The 24,737-nt window shown below is 65.5% G+C and carries 27 protein-coding genes, 1 tRNA gene and 1 pseudogene; 17 read left to right on the top strand and 12 right to left on the bottom strand.

Annotation, left to right across the window (positions count from 1 at the left end):
* Positions 1-117 precede the first annotated feature (117 nt).
* Complete coding sequence (locus IVA78_RS18715) at positions 118-444, top strand: hypothetical protein (RefSeq protein ID WP_247280329.1); 327 nt, start codon at positions 118-120, stop codon at positions 442-444.
* 3 nt (positions 445-447) lie between these two features.
* Here the strand turns inward: IVA78_RS18715 and IVA78_RS18710 are convergent, their stop codons facing one another.
* The gene (locus IVA78_RS18710) at positions 448-696 is read right to left on the bottom strand and encodes a hypothetical protein (RefSeq protein ID WP_247280328.1); all 249 of its coding nucleotides are present in this window, start codon (positions 694-696) and stop codon (positions 448-450) included.
* Between the two features lie 309 nt (positions 697-1,005).
* A tRNA-Pro gene (locus IVA78_RS18705) sits at positions 1,006-1,082 on the bottom strand.
* 68 nt (positions 1,083-1,150) lie between these two features.
* Here IVA78_RS18705 and IVA78_RS18700 point away from each other — a divergent pair.
* The 6 genes from IVA78_RS18700 (at position 1,151) to IVA78_RS18675 (ending at position 7,146) form a co-directional block, all read left to right on the top strand.
* Positions 1,151-2,140, top strand: a complete 990-nt coding sequence (locus IVA78_RS18700; RefSeq protein WP_247280327.1) for an L-threonylcarbamoyladenylate synthase — start codon at positions 1,151-1,153, stop codon at positions 2,138-2,140.
* 101 nt (positions 2,141-2,241) lie between these two features.
* Complete coding sequence (locus tag IVA78_RS18695; protein ID WP_247280326.1) at positions 2,242-3,669, top strand: FAD-binding oxidoreductase; 1,428 nt, start codon at positions 2,242-2,244, stop codon at positions 3,667-3,669.
* The gene (locus tag IVA78_RS18690) at positions 3,666-4,109 is read left to right on the top strand and encodes a GNAT family acetyltransferase (protein ID WP_247466901.1); all 444 of its coding nucleotides are present in this window, start codon (positions 3,666-3,668) and stop codon (positions 4,107-4,109) included. Before IVA78_RS18695 ends, IVA78_RS18690 begins: the two co-directional genes overlap by 4 nt.
* 9 nt (positions 4,110-4,118) lie before the next feature.
* On the top strand, positions 4,119-4,700 hold the full coding sequence (locus IVA78_RS18685; RefSeq protein ID WP_247280324.1) for an NUDIX domain-containing protein: 582 nt from the start codon (positions 4,119-4,121) through the stop codon (positions 4,698-4,700).
* Positions 4,701-4,986: 286 nt separating this feature from the next.
* On the top strand, positions 4,987-5,916 hold the full coding sequence (locus IVA78_RS18680) for a glycine reductase (RefSeq protein WP_247418068.1): 930 nt from the start codon (positions 4,987-4,989) through the stop codon (positions 5,914-5,916).
* A 39-nt stretch (positions 5,917-5,955) separates the two neighbouring features.
* A complete protein-coding gene (locus IVA78_RS18675; RefSeq protein WP_247280322.1) occupies positions 5,956-7,146 on the top strand; it encodes a CoA transferase in 1,191 nt (396 codons plus the stop codon).
* Positions 7,147-7,271: 125 nt separating this feature from the next.
* Here IVA78_RS18675 and IVA78_RS18670 read toward each other — a convergent pair whose 3' ends face one another.
* A complete protein-coding gene (locus IVA78_RS18670) occupies positions 7,272-8,030 on the bottom strand; it encodes an SOS response-associated peptidase (RefSeq protein ID WP_247280321.1) in 759 nt (252 codons plus the stop codon).
* 63 nt (positions 8,031-8,093) lie between these two features.
* On the opposite strand from IVA78_RS18670, the gene IVA78_RS18665 reads away from it, so the two are divergent.
* From IVA78_RS18665 to IVA78_RS18650, 4 genes are all read left to right on the top strand, one after another.
* Positions 8,094-8,594 (top strand): hypothetical protein, encoded by a 501-nt coding sequence (locus tag IVA78_RS18665; protein ID WP_247280320.1) that lies wholly within the window; start codon positions 8,094-8,096, stop codon positions 8,592-8,594.
* Between the two features lie 3 nt (positions 8,595-8,597).
* Positions 8,598-9,032: an NUDIX hydrolase gene (locus IVA78_RS18660; RefSeq protein WP_247280319.1), complete on the top strand. Its 435-nt coding sequence runs from the start codon at positions 8,598-8,600 to the stop codon at positions 9,030-9,032.
* 46 nt (positions 9,033-9,078) lie between these two features.
* Entirely contained in the window at positions 9,079-9,456 is a 378-nt protein-coding gene (locus IVA78_RS18655; RefSeq protein WP_247280318.1) for a TIGR02301 family protein, read from the top strand.
* 179 nt (positions 9,457-9,635) lie between these two features.
* On the top strand, positions 9,636-9,902 hold the full coding sequence (locus IVA78_RS18650; RefSeq protein WP_024341552.1) for a hypothetical protein: 267 nt from the start codon (positions 9,636-9,638) through the stop codon (positions 9,900-9,902).
* Positions 9,903-10,079: 177 nt separating this feature from the next.
* On the opposite strand, the gene IVA78_RS18645 is transcribed toward IVA78_RS18650, so the two are convergent.
* The 5 genes from IVA78_RS18645 to IVA78_RS18625 form a co-directional block, all read right to left on the bottom strand.
* Positions 10,080-10,400: a cupredoxin family copper-binding protein gene (locus IVA78_RS18645; protein WP_247280317.1), complete on the bottom strand. Its 321-nt coding sequence runs from the start codon at positions 10,398-10,400 to the stop codon at positions 10,080-10,082.
* Between the two features lie 9 nt (positions 10,401-10,409).
* Complete coding sequence (locus IVA78_RS18640; protein ID WP_247280316.1) at positions 10,410-10,943, bottom strand: DUF4142 domain-containing protein; 534 nt, start codon at positions 10,941-10,943, stop codon at positions 10,410-10,412.
* Between the two features lie 91 nt (positions 10,944-11,034).
* Positions 11,035-11,727, bottom strand: coding sequence for an RNA polymerase sigma factor (locus tag IVA78_RS18635; RefSeq protein ID WP_247280315.1), 693 nt, complete (start codon positions 11,725-11,727; stop codon positions 11,035-11,037).
* Between the two features lie 107 nt (positions 11,728-11,834).
* Complete coding sequence (locus tag IVA78_RS18630) at positions 11,835-12,704, bottom strand: sulfurtransferase (protein ID WP_247280314.1); 870 nt, start codon at positions 12,702-12,704, stop codon at positions 11,835-11,837.
* A 170-nt stretch (positions 12,705-12,874) separates the two neighbouring features.
* Positions 12,875-14,209, bottom strand: a complete 1,335-nt coding sequence (locus tag IVA78_RS18625; RefSeq protein ID WP_247280313.1) for a dihydroorotase — start codon at positions 14,207-14,209, stop codon at positions 12,875-12,877.
* 101 nt (positions 14,210-14,310) lie between these two features.
* On the opposite strand from IVA78_RS18625, the gene IVA78_RS18620 reads away from it, so the two are divergent.
* The 6 genes from IVA78_RS18620 to IVA78_RS18595 all read left to right on the top strand — a co-directional run bounded on the left by IVA78_RS18620 (position 14,311) and on the right by IVA78_RS18595 (position 21,047).
* The gene (locus IVA78_RS18620; RefSeq protein WP_247280312.1) at positions 14,311-15,192 is read left to right on the top strand and encodes a folate-binding protein; all 882 of its coding nucleotides are present in this window, start codon (positions 14,311-14,313) and stop codon (positions 15,190-15,192) included.
* Positions 15,189-15,815 carry a DNA-3-methyladenine glycosylase I gene (locus IVA78_RS18615; RefSeq protein WP_247280311.1) on the top strand — a complete coding sequence of 209 codons (627 nt, stop codon included), beginning with the start codon at positions 15,189-15,191 and terminating at the stop codon, positions 15,813-15,815. The genes IVA78_RS18620 and IVA78_RS18615 overlap by 4 nt, the downstream gene beginning before the upstream one ends.
* Positions 15,812-16,426, top strand: a complete 615-nt coding sequence (locus tag IVA78_RS18610; protein ID WP_247280310.1) for an HD family hydrolase — start codon at positions 15,812-15,814, stop codon at positions 16,424-16,426. Before IVA78_RS18615 ends, IVA78_RS18610 begins: the two co-directional genes overlap by 4 nt.
* Before the next feature lie 176 nt (positions 16,427-16,602).
* Entirely contained in the window at positions 16,603-17,109 is a 507-nt protein-coding gene (locus IVA78_RS18605) for a protein tyrosine phosphatase (RefSeq protein ID WP_247280309.1), read from the top strand.
* Between the two features lie 228 nt (positions 17,110-17,337).
* The gene (locus tag IVA78_RS18600; protein WP_247280308.1) at positions 17,338-18,306 is read left to right on the top strand and encodes an NAD regulator; all 969 of its coding nucleotides are present in this window, start codon (positions 17,338-17,340) and stop codon (positions 18,304-18,306) included.
* 47 nt (positions 18,307-18,353) lie between these two features.
* Entirely contained in the window at positions 18,354-21,047 is a 2,694-nt protein-coding gene (locus IVA78_RS18595; protein ID WP_247280307.1) for a DUF2339 domain-containing protein, read from the top strand.
* 91 nt (positions 21,048-21,138) lie between these two features.
* Here IVA78_RS18595 and IVA78_RS18590 read toward each other — a convergent pair whose 3' ends face one another.
* The 4 genes and pseudogenes from IVA78_RS18590 to IVA78_RS18575 form a co-directional block, all read right to left on the bottom strand.
* Positions 21,139-22,827 carry a methyl-accepting chemotaxis protein gene (locus IVA78_RS18590; protein ID WP_247280306.1) on the bottom strand — a complete coding sequence of 563 codons (1,689 nt, stop codon included), beginning with the start codon at positions 22,825-22,827 and terminating at the stop codon, positions 21,139-21,141.
* Between the two features lie 346 nt (positions 22,828-23,173).
* Positions 23,174-23,674: pseudogene (locus IVA78_RS18585) on the bottom strand (methyl-accepting chemotaxis protein); the annotation flags it as partial.
* 43 nt (positions 23,675-23,717) lie between these two features.
* A complete protein-coding gene (locus IVA78_RS18580; RefSeq protein WP_247280305.1) occupies positions 23,718-23,963 on the bottom strand; it encodes a hypothetical protein in 246 nt (81 codons plus the stop codon).
* A 161-nt stretch (positions 23,964-24,124) separates the two neighbouring features.
* Positions 24,125-24,724 (bottom strand): hypothetical protein, encoded by a 600-nt coding sequence (locus IVA78_RS18575; protein ID WP_247280304.1) that lies wholly within the window; start codon positions 24,722-24,724, stop codon positions 24,125-24,127.
* Between the last annotated feature and the right edge of the window lie 13 nt (positions 24,725-24,737).

Genomic DNA, 24,737 nt, shown 5'->3' with positions numbered 1-24,737 from the left:
GCCTATCGCGATTCGCTCGCCGAACAAGGAACCAACCTCGCGCACCACCATTTCCATGCTGAGCATGGAGCAAGACCATGACGGGCATCGCGCGCCTCGCACCGTGAGGGATTTCGCATGACGTCCGACCCCGAGGAGTCGGTGAGGCTGCAAGGCTATGGCGAGATGACGTTGCGCACCGCGATCGCGACGCTGATGGCGCTGGCGCCGCGCGAGCGATCCGACGCTGCCATCTTCCGCATCCGCGACGGCTCGCGCCTTGCCAGGCGCGAGATCACCGACCTCGCCTCGGAATTGGGCATGGCGCCGCTCGCCGACGTCAGGTCTCCAAGACTCGTCCCGGAGCAGCACTGGCAGGACATCGTCCGCGGCATGGTGCGCGAGGCGCCGCTGCCATCGCTGATGGTGGCGTTCTTGGTCGGCATGCTTGTGGCGCGGCGGTGAAGCTCACGCGGCGGCGCGGACCGATTTCGCGCGTTGCTCGAGCGCATTGATCGTCGACACGAGATTCTCACGTCGCGCGCGAAGGTTTGTCGCGAGCAGCGGATAGGACGGGTCCTTCACGTCAAACACTCCGGCCTTGGCCTCTTCTTCGAGGATGTCGGAATTCATGAGCTGAACGCGCCACCACAAATCCGCAATCAGCGCGCTGAGCCGAAGCTCTCCAGTGGAGCCAAAACGGGACACTTCTTTCATTGTTTGCCTCACCCTGAAACAGTCCCTCCGCTGGGGACTGCCGATGGTCCTGACTGAGCAAACAGAGTGCCAGGGCTGCGGGCCAGTCAGATGCGCCGACCTGCACAACTTCGTGGCCTGCCCAGGGTCGACCGCAACCGCCATGACCGTAAGGCGCGTTGGTCGGCGCGAGCCATGCCGCCCCGACAGACGTCCCTGCTAGGCCAAATCCATCGTGGACCCGCCGCGAAAATCGTTGCAAAAAGGCGCTCCCGAGGCGCCGGCGGCCGGTCTGTCAAGCCTTTAGGAATACGTCGACTTTTGGAAGAATGGTCGGAGTGGCAGGATTCGAACCTGCGACCCCTGCGTCCCGAACGCAGTGCTCTACCGGGCTGAGCCACACTCCGACAAGAAGGCGGCTTATAGCGTTGGGTTTGGCGCACCGCAAGCGGCCGAGTTGAGGAATTTTATCCCTGTGAAAACGCGTCTTGAAACGCTGATTTTGCCGGCCGGAGAGGCTGCCGCCGCGGCCGCGGCCCGGGCGCTCGCGGCCGGCGGGCTGGTCGCGTTTCCGACCGAGACGGTCTATGGGCTCGGGGCGGATGCCGCCAATGCCGCTGCGATCGCCCATCTCTACGCCGCCAAGGGGCGGCCTGCGTTCAATCCGCTGATCGCCCATGTCGCCGACGTTGCCGCCGCAAAGCGGATCGGCCGGCTCGATGCGCGCGCCCTCAAGCTTGCGGAGGCGTTCTGGCCGGGGCCGCTGACCCTGGTGGTGCCGAAGACGGATAACTGCCCGGTGGCAGAGCTCGCCACCGCCGGCCTCGATACGGTCGCGATTCGCATCCCCGCCCATCCGGTGGCGCAGGCGATCCTGCACGCCTTTGGCGGGGCGGTGGTGGCGCCGTCCGCAAACATCTCGGGCCATGTCTCGCCGACGCTGGCCGACCATGTCAAAAGCGACCTTGCAGGGCGGATCGACCTGATCGTCGACGGCGGGCCAGTCGAGGTCGGCGTCGAGTCGACGATTGTCGGCTGCTTCGAGAGCTTGATGCTGCTCCGCCCCGGCGGGCTGTCGCGCGAGCGTATCGAGGCCGTGCTCGGCGCACCCTTGGCGCGGCCACCCGCGGAGACCGAGAGCGGGGACAGCCAGCCGCTGGCGCCAGGCATGCTGGCTTCGCATTACGCGCCGCGCGCCCATGTACGGCTCAATGCGTACGAGGTCGCACCGGGCGAAGCGCTGCTGGCATTCGGCCCGGGGCGCCTGCCCGGCGTTGAAGCCGCCGCCGCTATCATGAACTTGTCGCCCGCCGGCGATCTCGATGAAGCCGCTGCCAATCTGTTCGGCTATCTTCGCAGCCTCGATGCGAAGGGGCCGCGGGCGATCGCGGTGATGACGATTCCCGAAGAGGGACTTGGCGAAGCGATCAACGACCGGCTGCGCCGGGCGGCGGTTGCCCGATAGCGCATGATCCGGACTCTAAGGGACGCGTTAGCGAAAAGTGTGCGGCGGTTTTCCGATCAGATCATGCGCAAGGTATAAGTAGCGGAATGAAGGACGACCACATGAACATCAACACATCCGCCACCCCGCCGCTTGCGCCCGAGTTGATCGAACAATTCCGCAAGATCGTCGGCGAGCGCCACGCGATCACCGATGCCGCCGACATCGAGGCTTACGTCACCGAGGAACGCAATTTGTTTCACGGCCGCTCGCCGCTGGTGCTGCGTCCGGGCTCGACGGCGGAAGTCTCGGAGATCTGCAAGCTCGCCTCCGCGCACAGGATCGCGCTGGTGCCGCAGGGCGGCAATACCGGCCTCGTCGGCGGGCAGACGCCGCACAATGGCGAAGTGGTGGTGTCGCTGCGGCGGCTCGACAAGATCCGCGAGGTCGACACCGCCTCCAACATCATGACCTGCGAGGCCGGCGTCGTGCTGCAAATCGCGCAGCAGAAGGCGGCGGAGGTCGACCGGCTGTTTCCGCTCTCGTTAGGTGCCGAAGGCAGCTGCACCATCGGCGGCAATCTCTCGACCAATGCCGGCGGCACCGCCGCGCTCGCCTATGGCGTCGCGCGCGAGATGGCGCTGGGGCTCGAAGTGGTGCTGGCCGACGGGCGCGTGCTGAACGTGCTGTCGAAGCTGAAGAAGGACAACACCGGCTACAATCTGCACAACCTCTTCATCGGCGCGGAAGGCACGCTCGGCATCGTCACGGCGGCGACTTTAAAATTGTTTCCGAAGCCGCGGGCGGTCGAGACCGCCTTCGTCGGGCTGAAGTCGCCGGCCGCGGCGCTCAAACTGCTGACGATCGCGCAAGGCGAGGCCGCGAATGCGCTGACCAGCTTCGAGCTGCTGTCGCAGATGGCGGTCGACTTCTCCATCCGCCACGGCGTCGACGTGCGCGATCCGCTCGCAGAAAAGCATCCCTGGTACGTGCTGATGGAATTGTCTTCGCCGGGCGAGGATGCCCGCACGCCGCTGGAGACGATCCTGACCCGCGCCATGGAAGAGGAGATCGTCGACAACGCCGTGATCGCGGCCAATCTCACCCAGCGTGCCGGCTTCTGGAAGCTGCGCGATGAGATGTCGGCGGCGCAGAAGCCGGAAGGCGGCTCGATCAAGCACGACATCTCCGTCCCCGTCGCGGCCGTGCCCGCCTTCATCGCCGAGGCCGATGCCGCGGTGGTGAAGCTGATCCCCGGCGCGCGGCCGGTGCCGTTCGGTCACCTCGGCGACGGCAATCTGCACTACAACGTGAGCCAGCCGGTCGGCGCCAACACGGCAGACTTTCTGGCCCGCTGGCACGAGATGAACGCGGTGGTGTTCGAGATCGTGCTGCGCATGGGCGGCTCGATCTCGGCGGAGCACGGCATCGGCGTGCTCAAGCGCGACGAACTGCCCGAGGTGAAGGACAAGACCGCGATCGAGCTGATGCGCTCGATCAAGGCGATGCTCGATCCGCTGGGAATCATGAATCCGGGGAAGGTGCTGTGAGCGCTCTTGCGATCGACGCCATCGAGGACGCCGATGTCGAGCCCGTCGTGGCGCTGTGGCAGCGCTGCGGCCTGACCCGGCCGTGGAACGACCCGCGTGCCGACATCGCACTGGCGCGCCGCCGTGACAATTCCACGGTGCTGGTCGGCCGCGAGGGCGGCGCGATCGTCGCCACAATCATGGTCGGCCGTGACGGTCATCGCGGCTGGGTCTATTACGTCGCGGTCGATCCTGATTGCCGCAAGCGCGGTTACGGCCGCATCATCATGGCAGCGGCCGAGGACTGGCTGCGCGCGGCCGGAATTCTCAAGCTCCAGCTCCTGGTCCGGCGCGAGAACGCGCAGGCCAATGCGTTCTACCAGTCACTGGGCTTTACGGAATCCACCTCGGTGATGTTCCAGAAGTGGCTCGACGGCCGCGAGACGACTCCAAGCAACTAAGACCGAGCCATGACCATTTCCGACCGTGTCCGCATCAAGGACGTCCGCGTGCTCTCGGACAACTGGACGCCGCTGAAGAACACCACGTTCGAGTACCGGCGCGCCAATGGCGAGTGGCAGACGCAGCACCGGGAGACCTATGAGCGCGACAACGCCGCGGCCGTGCTGCCGTATAATCGGGCGCGGCGCACCGTGATCCTGGTGCGCCAGTTCCGCCTGCCGGCGTTCATTCGCGGCTACGACGATCTGCTGATCGAAGCCGCCGCCGGCGTGCTGGATGACGCCGCCCCCGAGGTGCGCATTCGCGCCGAGGCCGAGGAGGAAACCGGCTATCGCCTGCACGATGTCCACAAGGTGTTCGAGGCCTTCATGAGCCCGGGCGCCATCACCGAGAAGCTCCATTTCTTCGTCGCCGAATACGAGCCGGAGATGCGGGTCAGCGACGGTGGCGGCCTCGCGCACGAGGGCGAGGACATCGAGGTGCTGGAGCTTGCCATCGACGAAGCGCTGGCGATGATCGCCGACGGCCGCATCATCGACGCCAAGGCGATCATGCTGCTGCAATATGTGGCGTTGCACGTGTTCAGGTGAGCTTGCGGCCGGCTTCTTCCCTTCTCCCCTTGTGCGAGAAGGTGGCGCGAAGCGCCGGATGAGGGGTATGCTTCCCCGAACTCCTGAGGGAGTTGGACTCGCGGAGAGATACCCCTCATCCGTCTCGCCGCGACGCGGCGAGCCACCCTCTCCCACAAGGGGAGAGGGAAGAGCGCGGCTCGCTCTATCGAGCCTGCAATTCTGTCCCGCGTCCTGCTCGCCCCCGTTGAGCGCCCCCAAATCTATCTCTAGTCTGGCCCCTAACCAAGAACCAGGAGATGCGCCCATGTCCGCTCCGCGCGACGACGAATTCGGCTTTGCGCCCGACTACGATTCTCCCGTCCCCTACATGCAGCGCACGCGCGACTATTACGCGGCGATCGGCTACACCACGCCGTATCGCTGGGCGCATTACACGGAGGCACCGTTCCAGCCGCTGAAGAAACCATTGGCGCAGTCGCGCGTGACGATCATCACCACGGCCGCACCGTTCGACCCGAGCAAGGGCGACCAGGGGCCGGGCGCGGCGTATAATGGCGGCGCGAAGTTTTACCAGGTCTATGACGGCGATACGTCGAAGCAGCACGATCTGCGCATCTCGCACATCGGCTACGACCGCAAGCACACCAGCGCGACCGACAGCGGCACCTGGTTTCCGCTGCCGCAGCTGCTGAAGGCCAGCGCCGCTGGCCGCATCGGCGAGGTCGCCCCGCGCTTCTTCGGCGCGCCGACCAACCGCAGCCATCGCGTCACGCTCGAGACCGACGCGCCGGAGATCCTGGCGCGCTGCCTCGCGGACGCGGTTGACGTCGCGCTGCTGGTGCCGAACTGCCCGGTCTGCCACCAGACCACCGCGCTGGTGGCGCGGCACCTGGAGCGGAACGGCATTGCCACCGTGATCATGGGCTGCGCCAAGGACATCGTCGAGCACGCCGCCGTGCCGCGCTTCCTCTTCTCGGATTTCCCGCTCGGCAATTCCGCCGGCAAGCCGCATGACATCGCCTCGCAGGCGCAGACGCTGGAGCTGGCGCTGCGGCTGCTGGAGACCGCCAGCGGCCCGCAGACGACGATGCAATCGCCGCTGCGCTGGAGCGAGGATGCCTCCTGGAAGCTCGACTACAACAACGTGGCGCAGCTTTCGCCGGAAGAGCTGGCGCGCCGCCGCGCCGAATTCGACAAGCAGAAGGAGATCGCGCGCGGCAACCGCGCCGCCTGACATCCTCCAATAAACGAAGACAAAAGGGAGAGCGACGTAATGCGACCGTTCGAGGGCGTGAAGATCCTGGACTTCACGCAAGTGCTGGCCGGCCCCTATGCGAGCTATCAGCTCGCGCTACTTGGCGCCGACGTCATCAAGGTCGAGCGGCGCGAGGGCGAGGACATGCGCCGCACGCCGCTCAGCCGCGAATGGGCCGAGCGCGGGCTGGCGCCGGCGTTCCAGGCCATCAACGGCAACAAACGCAGCCTGACGCTGGACCTGCAAAAGCCCGAGGCGAGCGCGATCGTGAAGAAGCTCGCGAGCCAGGTCGACGTCGTCATGGAAAATTTCCGTCCCGGCGTGATGGACAAGCTCGGCATCGGCTACGAGGCTCTATCCGCCATCAATCCGAAGCTGATCTATTGCGCGGTGTCAGGCTTCGGCCAGACCGGGCCGGACCGCCTACGGCCCGGCTATGACGGCAAGATGCAGGCGCTGTCCGGCATCATGGCGATCACCGGCCATCCCGAGACCGGACCGACGCGCGCGGGCTTTGCGGTATGCGACGTGCTGTCGGGCGCGACCGCGGCGTTCGGCGTGTCGAGCGCACTGTATCAGCGCGACCGCACCGGCAAGGGCCAGCTCATCGACGTCTCCATGCTGGAGGCGACGCTGGCGTTCCTCTCGGGCCAGATCGCGGATTGGTCCGTTGCCAGCCATCGTCAAACGCTCTCGGGCAACCAGGCGGTGAGCCGCAGGACCACGGCCAACCTGTTCAAATGCGGCGATGGTCACATCCTGCTCGCCGTCAACAACGAGAAGCAGTACCGCGCGCTCATGGTTGCGCTCGGCCGCGAGGACACGATGAGCGATCCGCGCTTCGCCGACTGGTTCTCCCGCAACGAGAACGAGGGCGCGCTTCGCGCCATCATCGAGGCCGCGCTGGCGGCACGGCCGGCGCGCGAATGGGAGACTATCCTGGAAGATGCCGGCGCACCCTGCGCCAGCATCTGGAAGGTCGAGGAGGTGATCGACCACCCGCAAATCAAGGCGCGCGGCGCGATCCAGGAGCTGGACACGCCTTATGGCCGCCTGCGCTTTGCCGGCAGCGGATTCAAGCTCGCCCATGGCGGCGGCAAGCTGGACCGCATGGCGCCGGAGCTTGGGGCGGATACGGACGCTGTGCTGGGCGAGCTGGGGTTCGATGCGGCGGAGATCGCGGAGCTGAGGGCGAAGGAGATTGTGTAAGCCGCGACATATGCCGCTGCCGTAGGGAGTGGGCAAAGGCGCAACGCGCCGTGCCCACCACCTGTCGATTTCTTGGCGCACGATGGTGGGCATGCTTCGCTTCGCCCACCCTACGGCATCGGCGATCAGAATAACGACCCCTGCCCGTCATCCACCGACCCAACCGCCGCCTTCCGCACTCCCTTCTTCGGCTTCACGACGTCCGCCTCCATCTCCTCGGCGCTGATCGGCAACAGCAACTGCTCGTCGTCATTGGCGACGCGGTTGACGCGGGTGGAGACCGGGTGCCAGGCGAATTCGCCAATGCGCGGAGCGGTCATCAGCGGCAGGATCGCATCGATCTCGTCGCTGCGGCAATCGAGCCAGCGCTCGAAATCGCGCGGGCTGATGGTGACGGGCACGCGGTCATGCAGCCCCGCGAGATCTTCGCCGGCCGCTGCCGTGACGATGGCGACCGTGTCGAGCTCCTCGCCATTCGGCCCGATCCAGGTCTCGAACAAAGCGGCAAAGCCGAGCGGCGCGCCATCGGCGCGATGGATGAAGAAGGGCTGCTTGCGGCCGCCCTCCACCTTCCACTCGAAATAGCCGTCCGCCGGGATCAGGCCGCGCCGGCGGCGAATCGCGTGTCTGAAGGCGGGCTTCTCCAGCACCGTCTCGCAGCGGGCGTTGATCAGGAGCGTAAACCCGCGAGGATCCTTGACCCAGCCCGGCAAAAACCCCCAACGCATCAGGCGGAAATGGCGCGCGCCGTTCTCGATCCATACGACCGGAATCGGCTGCGTCGGAGCCACGTTGTACCGGGGCGGAAAATTCGGCTGCTCGACATAGCCGAACAATTGCCGCAAAGCCGCGGGGGCCGAAGTTATGACAAAGCGTCCACACATCCCAGGGGGTCTATATAGGGTCCGTTCAGGTCCTTTTAACCCCGAACGTTAACACTGCGGCGAATGAGCTCAACGGCCTCCCAGCCCGCGCGGACGCATGTACAGACGGGCCCCGAGGCCGCCGCCTGGGCCGAGCGGCTGCGCGTCGCCAACATCAACCCGCGGACGGGGCTTGCCACCGACTATCTCAACCATTTCAATGAAGCCGTGATGCTGCTGGAAATGGTCCCTGACATGCCGGAATGCGCGGAAGATTTTCTGACCTGGACGCCGCTGTCCTATGCCGAGCATTTCACGGCGTCGAATTTTAAGGCGCGCGACCTCGCCATCGAGGCTTATGAGAAGGCGGATCCCAAGGTGCGGGCCCAGTTCGACCACATCACGGACACCATGACCTCGATCCTGACCGCGGTCGGCTCGGCCATGCGCGAGGTCGACAAGGACACGACGCGCGTTCGGCTCGCCGAGCAGGCCACGGCATGGGTCAAGCCGCTGATCGCGGCCTGCGGCGGCATCATCAATGGCGGCGCGGAAGCCGACATCGACAACATCATGGCGAACTGAACCGTGGCTTCCGCGGTCCAGCTGTCCCATCCCCAGATCGCGGTCAGTGCCGCGATTTTTCGCGACGGCAAGGTGCTTCTGACCCGCCGCGCCCGTTCGCCCGCAAAGGGGTTCTATTCGCTGCCCGGGGGTCGGGTCGAGTTCGGCGAATCGCTGCACCAGGCCCTGCTGCGCGAAGTCGACGAGGAGACCGGGCTTGCCATCGACATCATTGGCCTCGCCGGCTGGCGCGAGGTGCTGCCGGCGGCAGCCGGAGCCGGTCATTACCTGATCATGTCCTTTGCCGCCCGCTGGGTGGCCAAGGAACCGGCTCTGAACGACGAGCTCGACGACTACCGCTGGATCGCCCCGGATGCCATCGCCGGCCTCGGCGAGCTCAAGCTGACCGGGGGACTGGAGGAGGTCATCCAGTCCGCCGCACGCCTGATCGGAGACTGACGCCCCGCCTTGCGTGCAACGCCCCGAGGAGGCATACACCCCGCCAATGTCCATGCGACTTCTGGCCATTTTCGCCCTGATTCTCGCTTGCGCCTCTGCGCCCGGCCGGGCTCAGGACGTGGCGGCGCCGTTTGACGGCGATTTGCAGCGGCTGGCGGAGATCCTCGGCGGGCTGCATTATCTGCGCGGCATCTGCGGGTCCAACGAGGGCAACAAATGGCGCAGCGAGATGCAGGCGCTGATCGATGCCGAAACCCCCTCCGGCGAGCGCCGCACCCGCATGATCGCCGCCTTCAACCGCGGCTATAACGGCTTTCAGCAGACCTACCGGAGCTGCACGCCCGCGGCGACGGTGGCGATCCGCCGCTATATCGAGGAAGGCTCGAAGATCTCGCGCGATCTCACGGCGCGTTACGCGAACTGAGCTCTCCGTCCGGTTCGCACTGCGCGCGGCCGGAAATGACCCGGATGGAACTCTGTCATCGACTTTGTTCACAGGCGTTAACCGTTCTTAAAGATGTGGCCTAGCGGTCGTTAACGCCCGTGCTACACCTCTCGCACAGCGCATCGCCGTGGATCGCGCCCCAGCCCTGACCGAGTTTCATGAGCCAGCCGATTTCCTACGCCCCCGCCCGCGCGCCGCTGCCCGATCACGAGCAGAAGCAGGCTGCGCTGAGCTATCTCAACGAGGCCTGGGCCGAGGCGCGCCATGACGGCGTCGACGGCGATTGCCTGGCGCAGGCGAGCCTGTTCGCGGCGTTTGCCGAGCTCGTCGGCACCTATGGCGAGGACGCGGTGGCGAAGTTCGTCGAGGGCTTTCCTGGCCGCATTCGCAACGGCGAGTTCTCGGTCGGAATCTCCAGACAATAACTCCTGTTCCAAAAATGGCCCCGCCACGGACGGGGCCAGTTGACGGATGAATGACTTTGCGACGTGCTCGCGAAGTCTGCTGCGGATTTATCGCACAGAAGCGATTGAGCGCGGACGAGCTTAGTCTGACGATGACCGTGAGACATTCCCGATGCGATCGGGAATGCGCTCCTGGCGTCAGGGCTCGACTTTCAGAGTCGCCTTCATATTGGGATGATAGCGACAATAGTAATCGACCGTTCCCGCTTTCTTCACCACGAACGTCGCGGACTTCTTCGGCGGCAGAGCGACGTCGAAATCGCCGTTGGTCGCGGTGGCTGTGTGTGCGAAGATGTCCTTGTTGATCCACTCAACGATGTCACCGACTTTGGCCGACATTTCGGCCGGTGAGATCACGAGATTATCCATCGTGATTTGAATGGTCGCCGCACGCGCCGGGACGACCATGGACAGGAACATGACCGCAAGCGCGATCGAAGCGAGGCGTCCCGGCTTCATCGCACTCTCCTATTTTAGCTCGGCCGCGACGTGCTCGGCGTGCTGTTGATGACCCTGGAAGATCTTCAGGCCGGTCTGCAACAGGCTCTTCAGCTCGTTATTGCTCGCGGACGGAATGAGCTGGGTCTCCAGCGCGCCGTTGACCGCCTTGTGGTAGGCGACCTCGTTCTGGACATAGGCCTTGTCGAAGGCGGCGCCGCTCAGCTTGTCGAGCTCAGCCAGCTTGTCGCTCGCCTGCTTGGACAGCGCGCGGCTGGTGTCGTTGTCTTCAGGCGTGACGTTCAGCTTCTTGACCAGCGCGAGCGCCTGCTTGTTGACGGCCTCATGGTCGCGCACCATGTCCTCAGCAAACGCCTTGACGTCCTTGTTCTTGGCCTTCTTCATCGCGTGCTTCGCTGCGTTGATGTCGATCACGCCCGCGGTGTAGGCAATATGGGCGATCTGCGGATCGGTAGGCTTGTCGGCTGCACTCGCGCCTTGCAGCAGCGCAGGACTGGACAGCAGAACGGCTGCGGCGATCGCCGCGCTCGGTCGGAAGAACATGGCTTGATACTCCTGTGGTGCCGGACGTTTGGGCCGGCGCGTTGCTTCACAGGAATTGGATGGATATTTCGCGCAAACGTTCCCGAAAACTTTAGCCGCTGAAGCCGAGCCGCTTCAGCACTGATACGGTCAAGCGCTCACATCGCCATCCCGCGAACGGGAACGCATTCATCACCACTGGCCCGATCTCCTTCTCGACATTCTCGCGCAGCATGGTGCGGGCGCGGTGCAGTCGCGTCTTCACGGTTTCGGGCTTTACGCCGAGCAAATCGGCGGTCTCCTCGATGGTCATCCCCTCCATGACCCGGGCAACGAAGACCATGCGGAAGACATCCGGCAACTCGTCAATTGCGCGTTCGACCACGCGCTGGATTTCACGTTGGGCCATGGTCCTTTCCGGATCGCCTGCGGGAGAAACGGGAAACTTGATGATCTGCGCATCCAGCGCGGCATCATCTGGTATTGCGCCGAGCTCGACATCGGGCTTTCGGCTGCGCACCCGGCCGAGCGCCTCGTTGATGGCGATGCGCGACAGCCAGGTCGACAACCCGGCCTCGCCCCGAAAACCGTCGAGGTGGGTGAAGGCACGGACATACGTCTCCTGCACCACATCCTCGGCCTCGCTGTCGCTGCGCAGGATGCCGCGCGCGAGGCGGTAGAGCCTGCGGTTGTTGGCCTGCATGATCTCGCGCAAGGCGGCCTCGTCGCGACCCCTCGCCCGGTCGATCAGCTCTGCTTCCGCGGTTCTGACGCCGGCGGATAGGCCGGCTGCGGTCGGTTGCATTGCGGTTACCCATCTCCGTTCGATCTGGCTATTGGATGCAGCCTCTGAGGAAAGGTTCCCGAGTTTCTTAGGCGCCACTGGAGGCGAGAAGATAAGAAGCGCCTTCCTTAGTCCGTCTCGATCGGCAGGGCGGGATCCCTCGCCCATTCGCCCATCGAGGCGTCATAGAGCGTGAGCTTGTCGTAGCCGAGCTGGGTCAGCAGGAACAGGTCGATCGTCGCCGAGATGCCGCCGCCGCAATACAGGATCACATTCTTATCGCGCGTAACGCCTTGGGCGGTGAATTTGGCCTCGGCATCGGCCAGTGTCGTCAGCGTTTTGTCGGCATTGGTGAGCGTCGCGGCGGGAACGTTGACGCTGCCGGGAACGCGGCCTGGCCGGCCGTAGCGGCTCGGCTCGAGACCGCGGTGAAACTGCGGACCGAGCGCGTTGACGATCACCGTCGCGGGATCGCCGATCCGCGCCTTCACGATGTTCTTGTCGACGAAGTAGCCTGGGCGAGGTGCAGCCTGGAACGTCGTGGCCGGATAGCCCTTCGGTGCGCCCGATACGACCGGCCGCCCCTCGTCCTTCCATTTGTCGAAACCGCCGTCGAGCACAAGCGCATCGACGCCGAGCGAGCGCAGCATCCACCAGAACCGCGTCGACCACATCATCGTGCCGATACTGTAGAGCACGATGGTTTTGTTCGCGTCGAGTCCATGGCGGCCGAAGGCGGCCTCCAGCTGGGCCAGATCCGGCATCATGAAAAACTGTTGCGCGGAGGCGTCGGAGAACTCGCCTTGCAGATCGAGGAAATCGGCGCCCGGAATGTGGCCGGCCGCAAACGTCTTGTCGCCCGGCACCGCGCGATAAGGCAGGTCGCTGCCCGGTGGCACCGGCTCGTTGTAGGTCGTGCAGTCGTAGAGGCGAAGCTTGGGATTGTCGAGGATGGCTGCGAGTTGCTCGGTGGTGATGAGGGGTGTCCGCGGGGACATTACTCTCTCCCAATTGAACTTGCGCTTCCGGGCACTCTGTCATTGGCCGCGAAGGCGGGCAATCCAGTATTCCCGAGGCGGCAATCGTATCAGCCAAGTATCGCCGCGGAGTACTGGATGCCACGCCTTCGCGTGGCATGACAGCGGAAGGAGAGGCTTGACCGAGCTCTCTACGCCCTCAAGGTCTCCAGAAACCGCACCGGCTCGCCTTGCGAGGCCGTCACCAGCTCGCCTTGCCACATCACGCGGCGGCCGCGGATGAAGGTGCCGACGGGCCAGCCGGTGACGCGCAACCCGTCGTAGGGGGTCCAGCCGGCTTTGGACGCCACCCACTCGTTGGTGATTGTCTCGCTGCGCTTCAAGTCGACGATGGTGAAATCGGCATCGTAGCCGGCGGCGATGCGGCCCTTGCAGGCCATGTTGTAGAGCCGCGCGGGACCGGCGCTGGTGAGATCGACGAACCTCGCCAGCGACAGCCGGCCGGCATTGACGTGATCGAGCATAATAGGCACCAGCGTCTGCACGCCGGTCATGCCGGAGGGCGATGCCGGATAAGCCTTCTGCTTCTCTTCCAGCGTATGCGGGGCGTGGTCGGAGCCGAGCACATCGATGATGCCCTGCTCGATGCCGCGCCAGATGCCCGCGCGGTGATCTGCCCCGCGCACCGGAGGATTCATCTGCGCCAGCGTGCCGAGCCGCTCGTAGCATTCCGGCGCGACCAGCGTGAGATGATGCGGCGTCGCCTCGCAGGAGGCGACGTCCTTGTGATCGCGCAGGAACTCGATCTCTTCCTTGGTCGAGATGTGCAGCACGTGGATGCGCTTGCCGGTCTCGTGCGCGAGCTTGACGAGGCGCTGCGTCGCCATCAGCGCCGCGGTCTCGTCGCGCCAGATCGGATGCGAGCGCGCGTCGCCCTCGATGCGCAACGACTTGCGGTCGTTGAGGCGATACTCGTCCTCGGCGTGGAACGCGGCGCGGCGACGGATGACCTGAAAGATGCCGCGGAGGCTCTCGTCGTCCTCCACCAGCAGCGCGCCGGTTGAGGAGCCGATGAACACCTTGACGCCCGCGCAGCCGGGCGCGCGCTCAAGCACCGGCAGGTCCTGTACGTTCTCGCGGGTGCCGCCGATGAAGAAGGCGAAATCGCAATGCATGCGGTGATGGGCCCGCTTCACCTTGTCGGTGAATTCGGCTTCCGTTACCGTCAACGGAGAGGTGTTCGGCATCTCGAACACGGCGGTGACGCCGCCCATCACGGCGCTGCGCGAACCCGTCTCAAGGTCTTCCTTGTGGGTCAGCCCGGGCTCGCGGAAATGCACCTGCGTGTCCATCACGCCGGGCAGGATGTGCAGGCCCTGGCAGTCGATCACCTCCGCGGCGCTGCCTTGCGACAACGCGCCGATCTCGGCGATGCGGCCGCCCGTGATGCCGATGTCGCGCAAGCCCTCGCCGTCCTGGTTGACGACGGTGCCGCCTTTGAGGATCACGTCGAAACGCTGGGTCATGGCTAAGGGCCTCTCTCATCCCCAAGCGCAGGGCTCGAGGTCTTGTCGTTTGTGGCTTGCGGGCTTACGTTCCGCAGCAACATGTCGCAAGAGATTTTCGTATGAAATCAGCGTTTCTTCCCGACCGGGGCGTGGTCAAGGTCGCGGGCGAGGATGCGCGCAACTTCCTCAACGGCCTCGTCACCACCGATGTCGACAGGCTCAAGCCGGGCCTGGGGCGATTCGGTGCGCTGCTGACGCCGCAGGGCAAGATCATCGTCGATTTCCTGATCACGGAGGTGCCCGCCGGCCATGGCGGCGGGTTCCTGATCGATTGCCCTAAAGCGCTGGCCGAAGGCCTCGCCACCAAGCTGAAATTCTACAAGCTGCGCGCCAAGGTCACGGTGGAAAACCTCTCCGATGCGCTGGGCGTGCTCGCGGCGTGGGACGGCCAGCCTGCCGCTCAGCCCGACCTCGGCTTCGCCGATCCGCGCCATAGCGAGCTCGGCTATCGCATCCTGATCCCCGAGGATCTCAAGCAGAAGCTGTCCGATCTCATCGGCGCCGAGCTCGTCGATGCCAGCGAATACGACGCCTACCGTATCGCGCTCGGCGTGCCGCGCGGCGGGCTGGACTTCATGTACAGCGACGCGTTCCCACACGAGACCAACATGGACCGGCTTGCCGGCATTGATTTCGACAAGGGCTGCTACGTCGGCCAGGAGGTCGTCTCGCGCATGCAGCATCGCGGCACCGCGCGAACCCGCAGCGTAAAAGTGTTGCTCGAGGGCCCCTCGCCCGAGATTGGCGCCACCATTCTCGCCGGCGACAAGCCGGTCGGCACTATCGGCTCGACCGCCGGCGGCAAAGGCATCGCGCTGGTGCGCGTCGACCGAGTCGCCGATGCGCTCGATGCGGGCCAGCCCCTCACCGCGGGCGGCCTCGCGCTGACACTCGCCGAACCCGACATCGTGCGCATTCCAACGAAACAACCCATCGCATGAGCCGCGCCCCTCGCCTGCATCCCGACGGCCTGACACGCTGCCCCTGGCCCGGCGAAGATCCACTCTATGTCGCCTATCACGACACCGAATGGGGCGTGCCGGAATATGACGACCGCGCACTCTACGAAAAGCTGATGCTCGACGGCTTCCAGGCCGGCCTCTCCTGGATCACGATCCTGCGCAAGCGCGACAATTTCCGCAAAGCCTTCGATGATTTCCAGCCGGAGAAGATCGCGCGCTACACGCCCAAGAAGGTGCACGCGCTGATGAACGACGCCGGAATCGTCCGCAACAAGGCCAAGATCGACGGAGCGATCCTGAGCGCAAAGTCCTATCTCGAGATCATGGAGAAGGGGCCGGGCTTCTCGAAGCTCCTCTGGGACTTCATGGACGGAGAGCCCAAGGTCAACCATTTCAAGACCACCGCGAGCGTACCGGCCTCAACGCCGCTGTCGGTGCAGATCTCCAAGGAGCTGTCCGCGCGCGGCTTCAAGTTCGTCGGCCCGACCATCGTCTATGCCTTCATGCAGGCGACCGGCATGGTCAACGACCATCTGGTCGACTGCCATTGTCATGCAAGCTGCGGCAAGACGCAGCGCAAGCCGCGCCTCAAGGTCAAATGACGGCGAAGAAGACCGCGCGCGATGCGCAGTCCCGCGCCTGGCAGCGCATGCTGTCGGGACGGCGGCTCGACCTGCTCGATCCCTCCCCGCTCGATGTCGAGATCGCCGACATCGCGCATGGACTGGCGCGGGTGGCGCGCTGGAACGGGCAGACCGTTGGCGCCCATATCTTCTCGGTCGCGCAGCACACGCTACTGGTGGAGACGGTGATGCGGCACGAGATGCCGCGCGTGGATCAACGCATACGGCTGGCCGCGTTGCTGCATGACGCGCCCGAATATGTGATCGGCGACATGATCTCGCCGTTCAAGGCTGTGCTCGACGGCCATTACAAGGCGGTCGAAAAGCGCCTGCTCGGCGCCATCCACATCCGCTTCGGCTTGCCGCCGGTGCTGCCAGAGGAAATCACGCAAGCCATCAAAGCCGCCGATCGCGGCGCGGCCTATCTGGAGGCAACCGAGCTCGCCGGCTTCAGCGAAAACGAGGCAAGGCGCCTGTTCGGCCGCGATCCGGGCCTGCCCGACGGCGTCCAGCGCGACTATCTCACGCCCTGGACTGCGGCACGGGCCGAGAAGCAGTTTTTGGAGCGGTTCAACGCGGTGTTTGCGTAACACCATCCCTTCGTAGGGTAGGCAAAGCGACTTGTCCGCCGTAGCCCGCAGAGCGAAGGCGGGAGCGTGCCCACCAGCAAGGCGAGATGTACGCAGCGCGAAACGGTGGGCACGGCGCGATGTGCCTTTGCCCACCCTACGGCCGCTCGCTATAATCGGCGCCAAAAAGGTCCGCCATGATCCACGTCTGTTCCCTCGCCGCGCTTCCCGAAACCGTCCGCCTCACCGGCGCCAGCCACGTGCTGACGGTGATGGCCAATGTCGAGCAGGTGGCGCGGCCCGTGTCCGTGCTGCCGGCCAATCATCTCAAGGTGTCGATGGACGACATCATCGAGGAGATGGACGGCTTCGTCGCACCGTCAGAGACGCATATCGAGCAGGTGTTGACCTTCGTGCGCGGCTGGGACCGTAGCGCGCCGCTGGTGGTGCATTGCTACGCCGGCATCAGCCGCTCCACGGCGAGCGCGTTTGCAGCGGTATGCGCACTCAATCCGAACCGCGATGAGATCGAGATCGCCAGGAAGATCCGCGCAGCCTCGCCCATCGCCTCGCCGAACCGGCGCATCGTCGGCCTCGCCGACCGTGCATTGGGACGCGACGGCCGCATGCTGCGCGCGCTCGACGAGATGGGCCCGGGCGCGATGATGGTCGAGGGCCGTCCCTTCGTGATCGAGCTCGAATGAGGCGAGAGTCGAATAGCAGCGGCTATGGGACTGCGCCCCCTCTCCCGCTTGCGGGGGAGGGTTGGGGAGAGGGTGCTTCCGCATCGGGGTTCTCCCGGCTTGGAGAGAGCCCTCACCCGCGCCTTTGGCTCGACCTCTCCCGCAAGCGGGAGAGGTGCAGCGAGCTCGCGGCGAGATTTGTTCAATGAGCCGACATATCTTTTTCGCAACAGCCGCGACATCAGCCGCATGAGCGAGACGCTCCTGACGCCGATCGAGATTGGCCTGACCGCGGCCATCGTCGCGATCGAGGACCACGAGCCGCTGATCCTCACCGCGCGCGGCGGTGATGGGCTTGCCGGCCTGCCGTTCGGGCCGTTCGATGCGCTCGCCCATCGCACCTTCGAGATCGGCCTGCGCGCCTGGGTCGAGCAACAGACGGGCCTGCGGCTCGGCTATGTCGAGCAGCTCTACACCTTCGGCGATCGCGGCCGTCATGCCGGTGCCGGCGACACCGGCCCGCATATGGTGTCGATCGGCTATCTCGCGCTGACGCGCGCCGCCAGCGGCGAGCTCGCCGCGACCGGCGCGAGCTTCGAGCCATGGTATCGCTTCTTCCCCTGGGAAGACTGGCGCGAGCAGCCGCCAGAGATCATCGCCCGCGACATCATCCCGGCGCTGACGAAATGGGCCGAGGAGGAGACGCCGCAGACGACGCGGGCGCTGCCGCGAAAGGATCGCGTGCGGTTCTATTTCGGTCTCGACGGTGCGCCCTGGGACGAGGAGCGCGTGCTCGATCGCTATGAGCTCCTGTACGAGGCCGGGATGATCGAGGAGGCGCGGCGCGACGGCAGGCCTGCGGCATTAGCGCGCAAGAGGCTTCCCGCGCTTGGGACCTCGATGCGGTTCGATCACCGGCGCATCCTCGCCACAGCCATCGCGCGGCTACGCGCAAAACTGAAGTATCGTCCTGTTGTTTTTGAACTTTTGCCCGCCGAATTCACACTTACGGAATTGCAGCATACGGTGGAGGCCATCTCCGGCCGGCACCTGCACAAACAGAATTTCCGCCGCCTCGTCGAAATGGAAGCCCTGGTCGAACCGACCGGGGCGATGTCGACACAGACCGGGGGACGCCCGGCGGCACTCTATCGCTTCCGCCGCGAAGTACTCCAGGAGCGGCCCGCGCCGGGCTTGCGCGTACGCTCCCGGCGCTAGATTAAGAATTTGCGATCGGCCCTGCCCGCCGGTTGCCTGGAGGCTTCATGTTCGACGGCCCGTTTGACGTCTTTGCGTTGATCCTTGCGATCGCCGCCTTCCTGATCGCGATCAAGGCCTCCAGTCAGGCGGCTGAGCTGCGCCGCCGGCTGAGCTCGCTCGAAGAGATGTTTGACGCGCAGCGGAAAGTTAAGCCGCCGCCACTTACGCCGACTTGGGAGCAGGCGCCCGCAACCGCGACGGCCGCCGCGGAGCCGCCGCCGCTTGCGCCGGAAGCCGAGCAGGCGCCCCCGGCCCTCGCCGAACCCGTTTCGCCGCCGCCGCTCGGAACGAGCACCGAGGCCGATGCACCGCCACCCCTGCCTGCACCCGCACCCGGCTTCGAGGAGCGACTCGGCACGCGCTGGGTGGTGTGGATCGGCGGGCTTGCGCTCGCGCTCGGCGGCTTCTTCATGGTGCGCTATTCGATCGAGGCCGGCCTCGTCGGGCCCGGCGTGCGCGTGTTCCTCGGCGGCCTGTTCGCGCTGGCGCTGCTCGGTGCCGGCGAATGGACACGGCGCAAGGAGAGCATCTCCAGCATCGCGGCGCTGCCGATCGCCAACATCCCCGCGATCCTCACCGCGGCCGGCACGGCGGTGGCGTTCGCGACCATCTATGCAGCCTACGCGCTCTACGGCTTCCTGGTGCCCGCCACCGCCTTCGTGCTGCTCGGCCTCGTCGCGCTCGGCACGCTGGCCGCCGCGCTGCTCCACGGGCCCGCGCTCGCCGGCCTCGGCGTCGTCGGCGCGTTCGTGACGCCGGTCCTCGTCTCCAGCGGCAAGCCGGACTATTGGGCGCTCTACATCTATCTTGCCATCGTCACCGCAGCGAGCTTCGGCCTTGCCCGCATCCGGCTATGGCGCTGGCTCGCGGTGACTACGATCGTCTTCGCGGTGCTCTGGACCTTCATGGGGCTCGAGCTCGAGCTGCAGGTGGCCCCGCACGCCTTCCACGTCATTGCGGGCTTCACGCTCGCTGCGCTTCTCGTCGTCTGCGGTTTCATGTTCGGCCCGACCATCGAGGACGGCGAGATCGAGCCAGTGTCGTCGAGCTCGCTCGGCGCCTATCTGTTCGCGGCAATGATCATCGTGCTGTCGAGCGCGCATGCCGATCTGGCGCTCATTGCCTTCACCCTGCTGGTCGCAGGGACGCTGTTTGTCGCCTGGCGCGCGCCGGCGGCAACGGGTGCACTGGGCGCGGCTGCGGCGACCGTCTTCATCGTGTTCGCGGAATGGGCGGTGCGGGCCAATCCCGACATGCTGGTGCTGCCGGGCGGCCCCATGGCCGGCATCGGTCCTGTCCCCACCGATAGTTCGGTGACACTGCATCTGGTCACGGCCGCGATCTTCGCCGCGGGCTTCGGCATCGCAGGCTTCCTCGCGCAGGGCCGGTCCAATTCGGCGATCATCCCGGTGGTGTGGTCGGCAAGTGCGGTCGCGACGCCGATCGCGATCCTGGTTGCGCTCTTCGCCCGCATCGCCCATCTCGACCGCTCGATCCCGTTTGCGATCCTCGCCGTGCTGCTCGCTGCCGCCTTTGGTGCTGCGACCGAATCGCTGACGCGGCGCGAGACCCGGCCGGGCGCCATGATCTCGACGGCGCTGTTCGCGACCGGTACGCTCGGCGCGCTCGCGCTGGCGCTGACCTTCGCGCTCGAGAAGGGCTGGCTCACCATCGCGCTCGCGCTGATGTCGCTCGGCACTGCCTGGATCTCGATGCAGCGGTCGATCCCGTTCCTGCGCTGGCTCGCCGCCGTCTTCGCCGGCATCGTCACGGCACGCATCGTCTATGATCCCTGCATCGTCGGCGATGCCGTCGGCACCACGCCGATTCTGAACTGGCTGTTGTGGGGCTATGGCCTGCCGGCGCTGTCGTTCTGGGGCGCGAGCATGTTCCTGCGCCGCCGTGCCGACGATGCGCCGCTGCGCATGGTCGAGGCTGCGGCCGTCCTGTTCACCGCGCTGCTCGCCTTCATGGAAATCCGGCACCTTGCGACCGGCGGCCGCATGACCTCGCCGCCTTCGCTGCTGGAATTCTCGCTGCAAGTCTGCGTCACGCTCGCGATGGCGATCGGGCTGGAGCGCCTGCGGCTGCGCAGCCACAGCATCGTGCACAATGTCGGCGCGGTCGCGCTCACCGCGATCGCCGGGCTCATCAGCGTGTTCGGCCTGCTGATCCTGGAGAACCCGCTGCTGCTCTCCAGCGTCAATGTCGGCGGCCTCGTGTTCAACCTGCTGCTGCTCGGCTATGCGCTCCCCGCGGTGCTGATGCTGCTGTTGTCCTATGCGGTGGCGGGCCATCGCCCCGCCGCCTATGCCAATACGATTGCGGGCGGGGCACTTGTGTTCGCGCTCACCTACGTGACGCTGGAGATCCGCCGCTTCTATCACGGCCCGGTCCTGCTCTATGGCGGCACCACGGGCGCGGAGCAATACACCTATTCGATCGGCTGGCTCGCCTTCGGCGTGGTGCTGCTCGGCGTCGGCATCCTGGTCAATTCGGAGCGGGCGCGGCTCGCCTCTGCCGCCGTCATCGCGCTGACGATCCTGAAGGCCTTCGTCATCGATATGTCGACGCTGACAGGCGTCTACCGCGCGCTGTCGTTCATGTGCCTCGGCGTCGTGCTGGTCGCGATCGGCTGGCTCTACCAGCGCATCCTATTCCGGCGGCAAACGCCGCCGGCTCCGCAGACGAGCGCGTAGGGATCAGTGGAGGTCCCCTCACCTGGATCGCATCTTCGATGCGATCCGACCTCTCCCTTCGGGAGAGGTGAGCCAAGAGCCTGCGCCGCTTTTAGGCCGCGCGGACCGACTCCAGGAACTGCGCGACTTCGACCCTCAGACGGGTGCTGTCGGTCGCCAGTGATTTCGCCGCCGACAGCACTTCAGTCGAGGCCGAGCCGGTTTCGATCGCCCCGCGCTGCACGTTGGTGATGTTCGACGATACTTCCTGGGTGCCGAGCGAAGCCTGCTGGACGTTGCGCGATATCTCCTGCGTGGCCGCGCCCTGTTCTTCGACCGCGGCGGCGATCGCAGCGGAGACTTCGGACAGACGCTCGATGGTGCCGCCGATCTCCTGGATGGCGCTGACGGATTCCTGCGTGGCGGCCTGAATCCCTGCGACCTGCGCACCGATCTCGCCGGTGGCTTTCGCGGTCTGCTCGGCGAGCGCCTTCACTTCCGAGGCAACGACGGCGAAGCCGCGGCCGGCCTCGCCGGCGCGTGCGGCCTCGATGGTGGCGTTCAGCGCCAACAGGTTGGTCTGGCCCGCGATGGTGTTGATGAGCTCGACGACGTCGCCGATGCGCGAGGCCGCCTGAGACAGCGCGTTGACGCGCTCGTTGGTCCGCGCCGCCTGCTCGACGGCTTCTGCGGCCATCCGCGCCGAGTCCTGCACGCGGCGGCTGATCTCGGTGATGGAGGAGGACAGCTCCTCCGAGGCGGAAGCAACCGCCTGGACGTTGGTGGAGGCTTCCTCCGAGGCGGCGGCGACGACGGTCGCGAGCTCCTGGCCGCGCTGGGCGGTGCCGGTCAGCGTCGCTGCCGATGCTTCGAGCTCGGTCGAGGCTGATGACACGGTCTCGACCACCTCGCCGATCATGGCCTCGAAATTGCGCGTGATGGCATCGACGCGGCGGCCGCGCTCGATCTTGGCTTCGGCATCGCGCGCCGCTGCCTGGTCGGCGGCTTTCTTGGCGATCAGCGCCTCCTTGAAGATCTGGAGCGCATCGGCCATGGCGCCGATCTCGGTCTTGTCGCCGCGATGCGGCACGTCGGCCGAGAGGTCGCCCTGGCCGAGCGACTGCATCGGACGGATGATCGAAGCAATGCCACGAGAGACGTCGCGCACGAGATAATACGCGGCGCCGATCGCGATCACGACCGAAAACACAATGATGCCGACCAGGACGCGGAAGATCGTGGCGTAACTGTCGGACGCCTGCTTGGTCTCCAGCTCGGCGCCCTGATTGTTCAACTCGATACCCTTCTGGAGCAGCGGATCGGCGGCCTGGGCCATTTTCGCGACCTTGGTCTGCAACAGCTCGTTGGCATCGGTCGGGAAGCGGCCGACGCTCTTGCGCGACAGCGCCATCACCTCCTGAACGCCATTCAGATACTCGGCCCACGCCTTCGCCCATTGTTCGTAGAGCGCGCGCTCCTCGGCGGCAGTGATCAGCGGCTCGTAGACCTTGCGGGTCTTCTCGATGCGTTCGCGGAGCGAGGCGAGGCGCTTCTCTGCGGCATCCTTGCCTTCAGCACTATCCTGCATCAGGTGCAAACGAAGTGCGACGCGCAGCTCGTTAATGTCGGCGCGCATCGAGCCGAGCGCACGCACGCTGGGGAGCCAGCTCTGCGCAATCTCGACGGTGTGGGCGTTGATGTTCTGCATCGTGCCGATCGCCGTCACGCCGACACCGGCGAGCGAGAGCACGAGGACTGACAACACGGTCAGCAGCTTGAAGACGATCGACAACTTCGACATCACAACAAATCCCAACGATGCCTGGCAACGCGCACATCACCTGCGCCACAGGCGTCACGACGGACGACCGGGCCGAGGTCAGTTCAACAATGCTGGCTGGTTCTTATCCCGTAAGATTGCGCTCTATCCTCGCAAGCAGGCGTTAACATCGTCCTACGTAAAACTACCGGGCGGGCGGACATTCGTTGTTTTCTGCAATCATCCGCTGCACCTGCACGGATCTCGCGCTGCACCGCGCTTGATGGAGCAACATCTCCAAGGCTAACGGTCGCAGGGCGAAATACGCACGCGCGCGACCGCCGCAGGTTCGCGCGCGGCGGCTGCAAGCGATGCCTATTGAACGTCGTCAGCCGGCGCGCACAGAGCCGAGAAACTTGCCGACTTCGAGCTTGAGACGGTTGCTGTCGCCGGACAGCATTTGCGCGGCAGACAGGATCTGAGAAGACACCGAGCCGGTCTCGCTTGCGGCGCGCTGCACGTCGGTGATGTTGGACGACACCTGATGAGTGCCTGCCGCCGCCTGCTGCACGTTGCGAGAAATTTCCTACGTCGCGGCGCCCTGCTCTTCCACGGCGGCCGCAATCGTCGAGGAGATTTCCGACAGCTTCTCGATGGTATCGCTGATGGCCTTGATGGTACCGACCGAATGTTCGGTCGCGGACTGGATGCTGGCTATCTGCTGCCCGATCTCGCCAGTCGCCTTCGCAGTCTGCTCGGCGAGCGCCTTGACCTCGGAGGCAACCACTGCAAATCCCTTGCCGGCTTCGCCAGCGCGGGCCGCCTCGATTGTGGCGTTGAGTGCGAGCAGATTGGTCTGGCCCGCGATCGTATTGATCAGTTCGACCAAGAAGGTCTCGTCATAGTTGTAAATTGCAACCTGAAGTCGGAGCCTAGGAAGCTTTGCATCCGACGGTCTCTCCAACAAGGCTGACGCGAAAGACCGGCTGCTTGTTCTCGTCGAGCAGCTCCATGCGCCACTCGGCATTCGGCTTCAGGCCGCGGGCGATGCCGCCGAGCAGATTGGCACAAACCTCAGTCATCTCAGTCCAGGCCGCTGCGCGGTCCTCGAACTCGTACGGCTGATCGGCGGCGCCGGAATAGCGACCGGTGCTGATGCGGAAGAAGTACAGCGACATCGTTGAACCCCTTGCGTCGGGGCGTCCCCCGGCCGTACGCAAACTGGGACGCGAACAGCTACCAAGGCATGAAAGCCGCCGTCCGTATGACTACGGCGCGGCGGCTTCGTGCTCGATCGATTCTTCAACGAAAAACTGTGCGGCTGTCCTGTGCAGCCAACTCACTGCGTCGAGCGGCGCAGCTCCAGCGGAGCCTCGGCCTTCGCGGGTTCCGACTTGGCTTCCGACTTCACCGGCTCGAGGCGACCGCTCTCGACACGCGGCGTCTCGACCCGCGCGGCGACTTCGGTGTTGGGTGCAGCGATCGAACCGGTCCGCTCCGAGCTGCGCAACGAGCGCGGACGCGCGGCGGCGCGCGCCATTAGCATCTGATTGCCGCCCTGATGGTGGAAGTCGCAATAGGCGAAGCCCATGCCTGACACCGAGCCGCGGAAGCTGCGATCATCGGTCTTTTCCAGGTTGAAGCAGGGCTCGAACGGAATCCCCTTGATCGAGGCGCAGACGTTCTGGCCGCGGATTTGGAGCGTATTGCCGGGCAGACGAAGATGCTTCACCGGGCCCGCGCCCGAGAATTGCACCGCGCCGGCGGCACCGAGGTCGTCGAGGATGCGGCCCGCACCGCGGGTGCCGTCGAAACAGGTGAAGGCGAACACCTTGCCGGCGACGAAACGGCGCGCCTCGTCAGCATTCATGCTCCCGGCAATGGCCGGCGCAAACGTCGCTGCCGCCGTGACAGCCCCCAACACAATACGCGCAAGCATGCTCAACTCCGAA

Source organism: Bradyrhizobium sp. 137 (genome assembly GCF_023074095.1).
Lineage (GTDB): Bacteria > Pseudomonadota > Alphaproteobacteria > Rhizobiales > Xanthobacteraceae > Bradyrhizobium.
The sequence above is the reverse complement of the archived record's forward strand: the minus strand, read 5'-3'. Positions and strand labels throughout refer to the sequence as shown.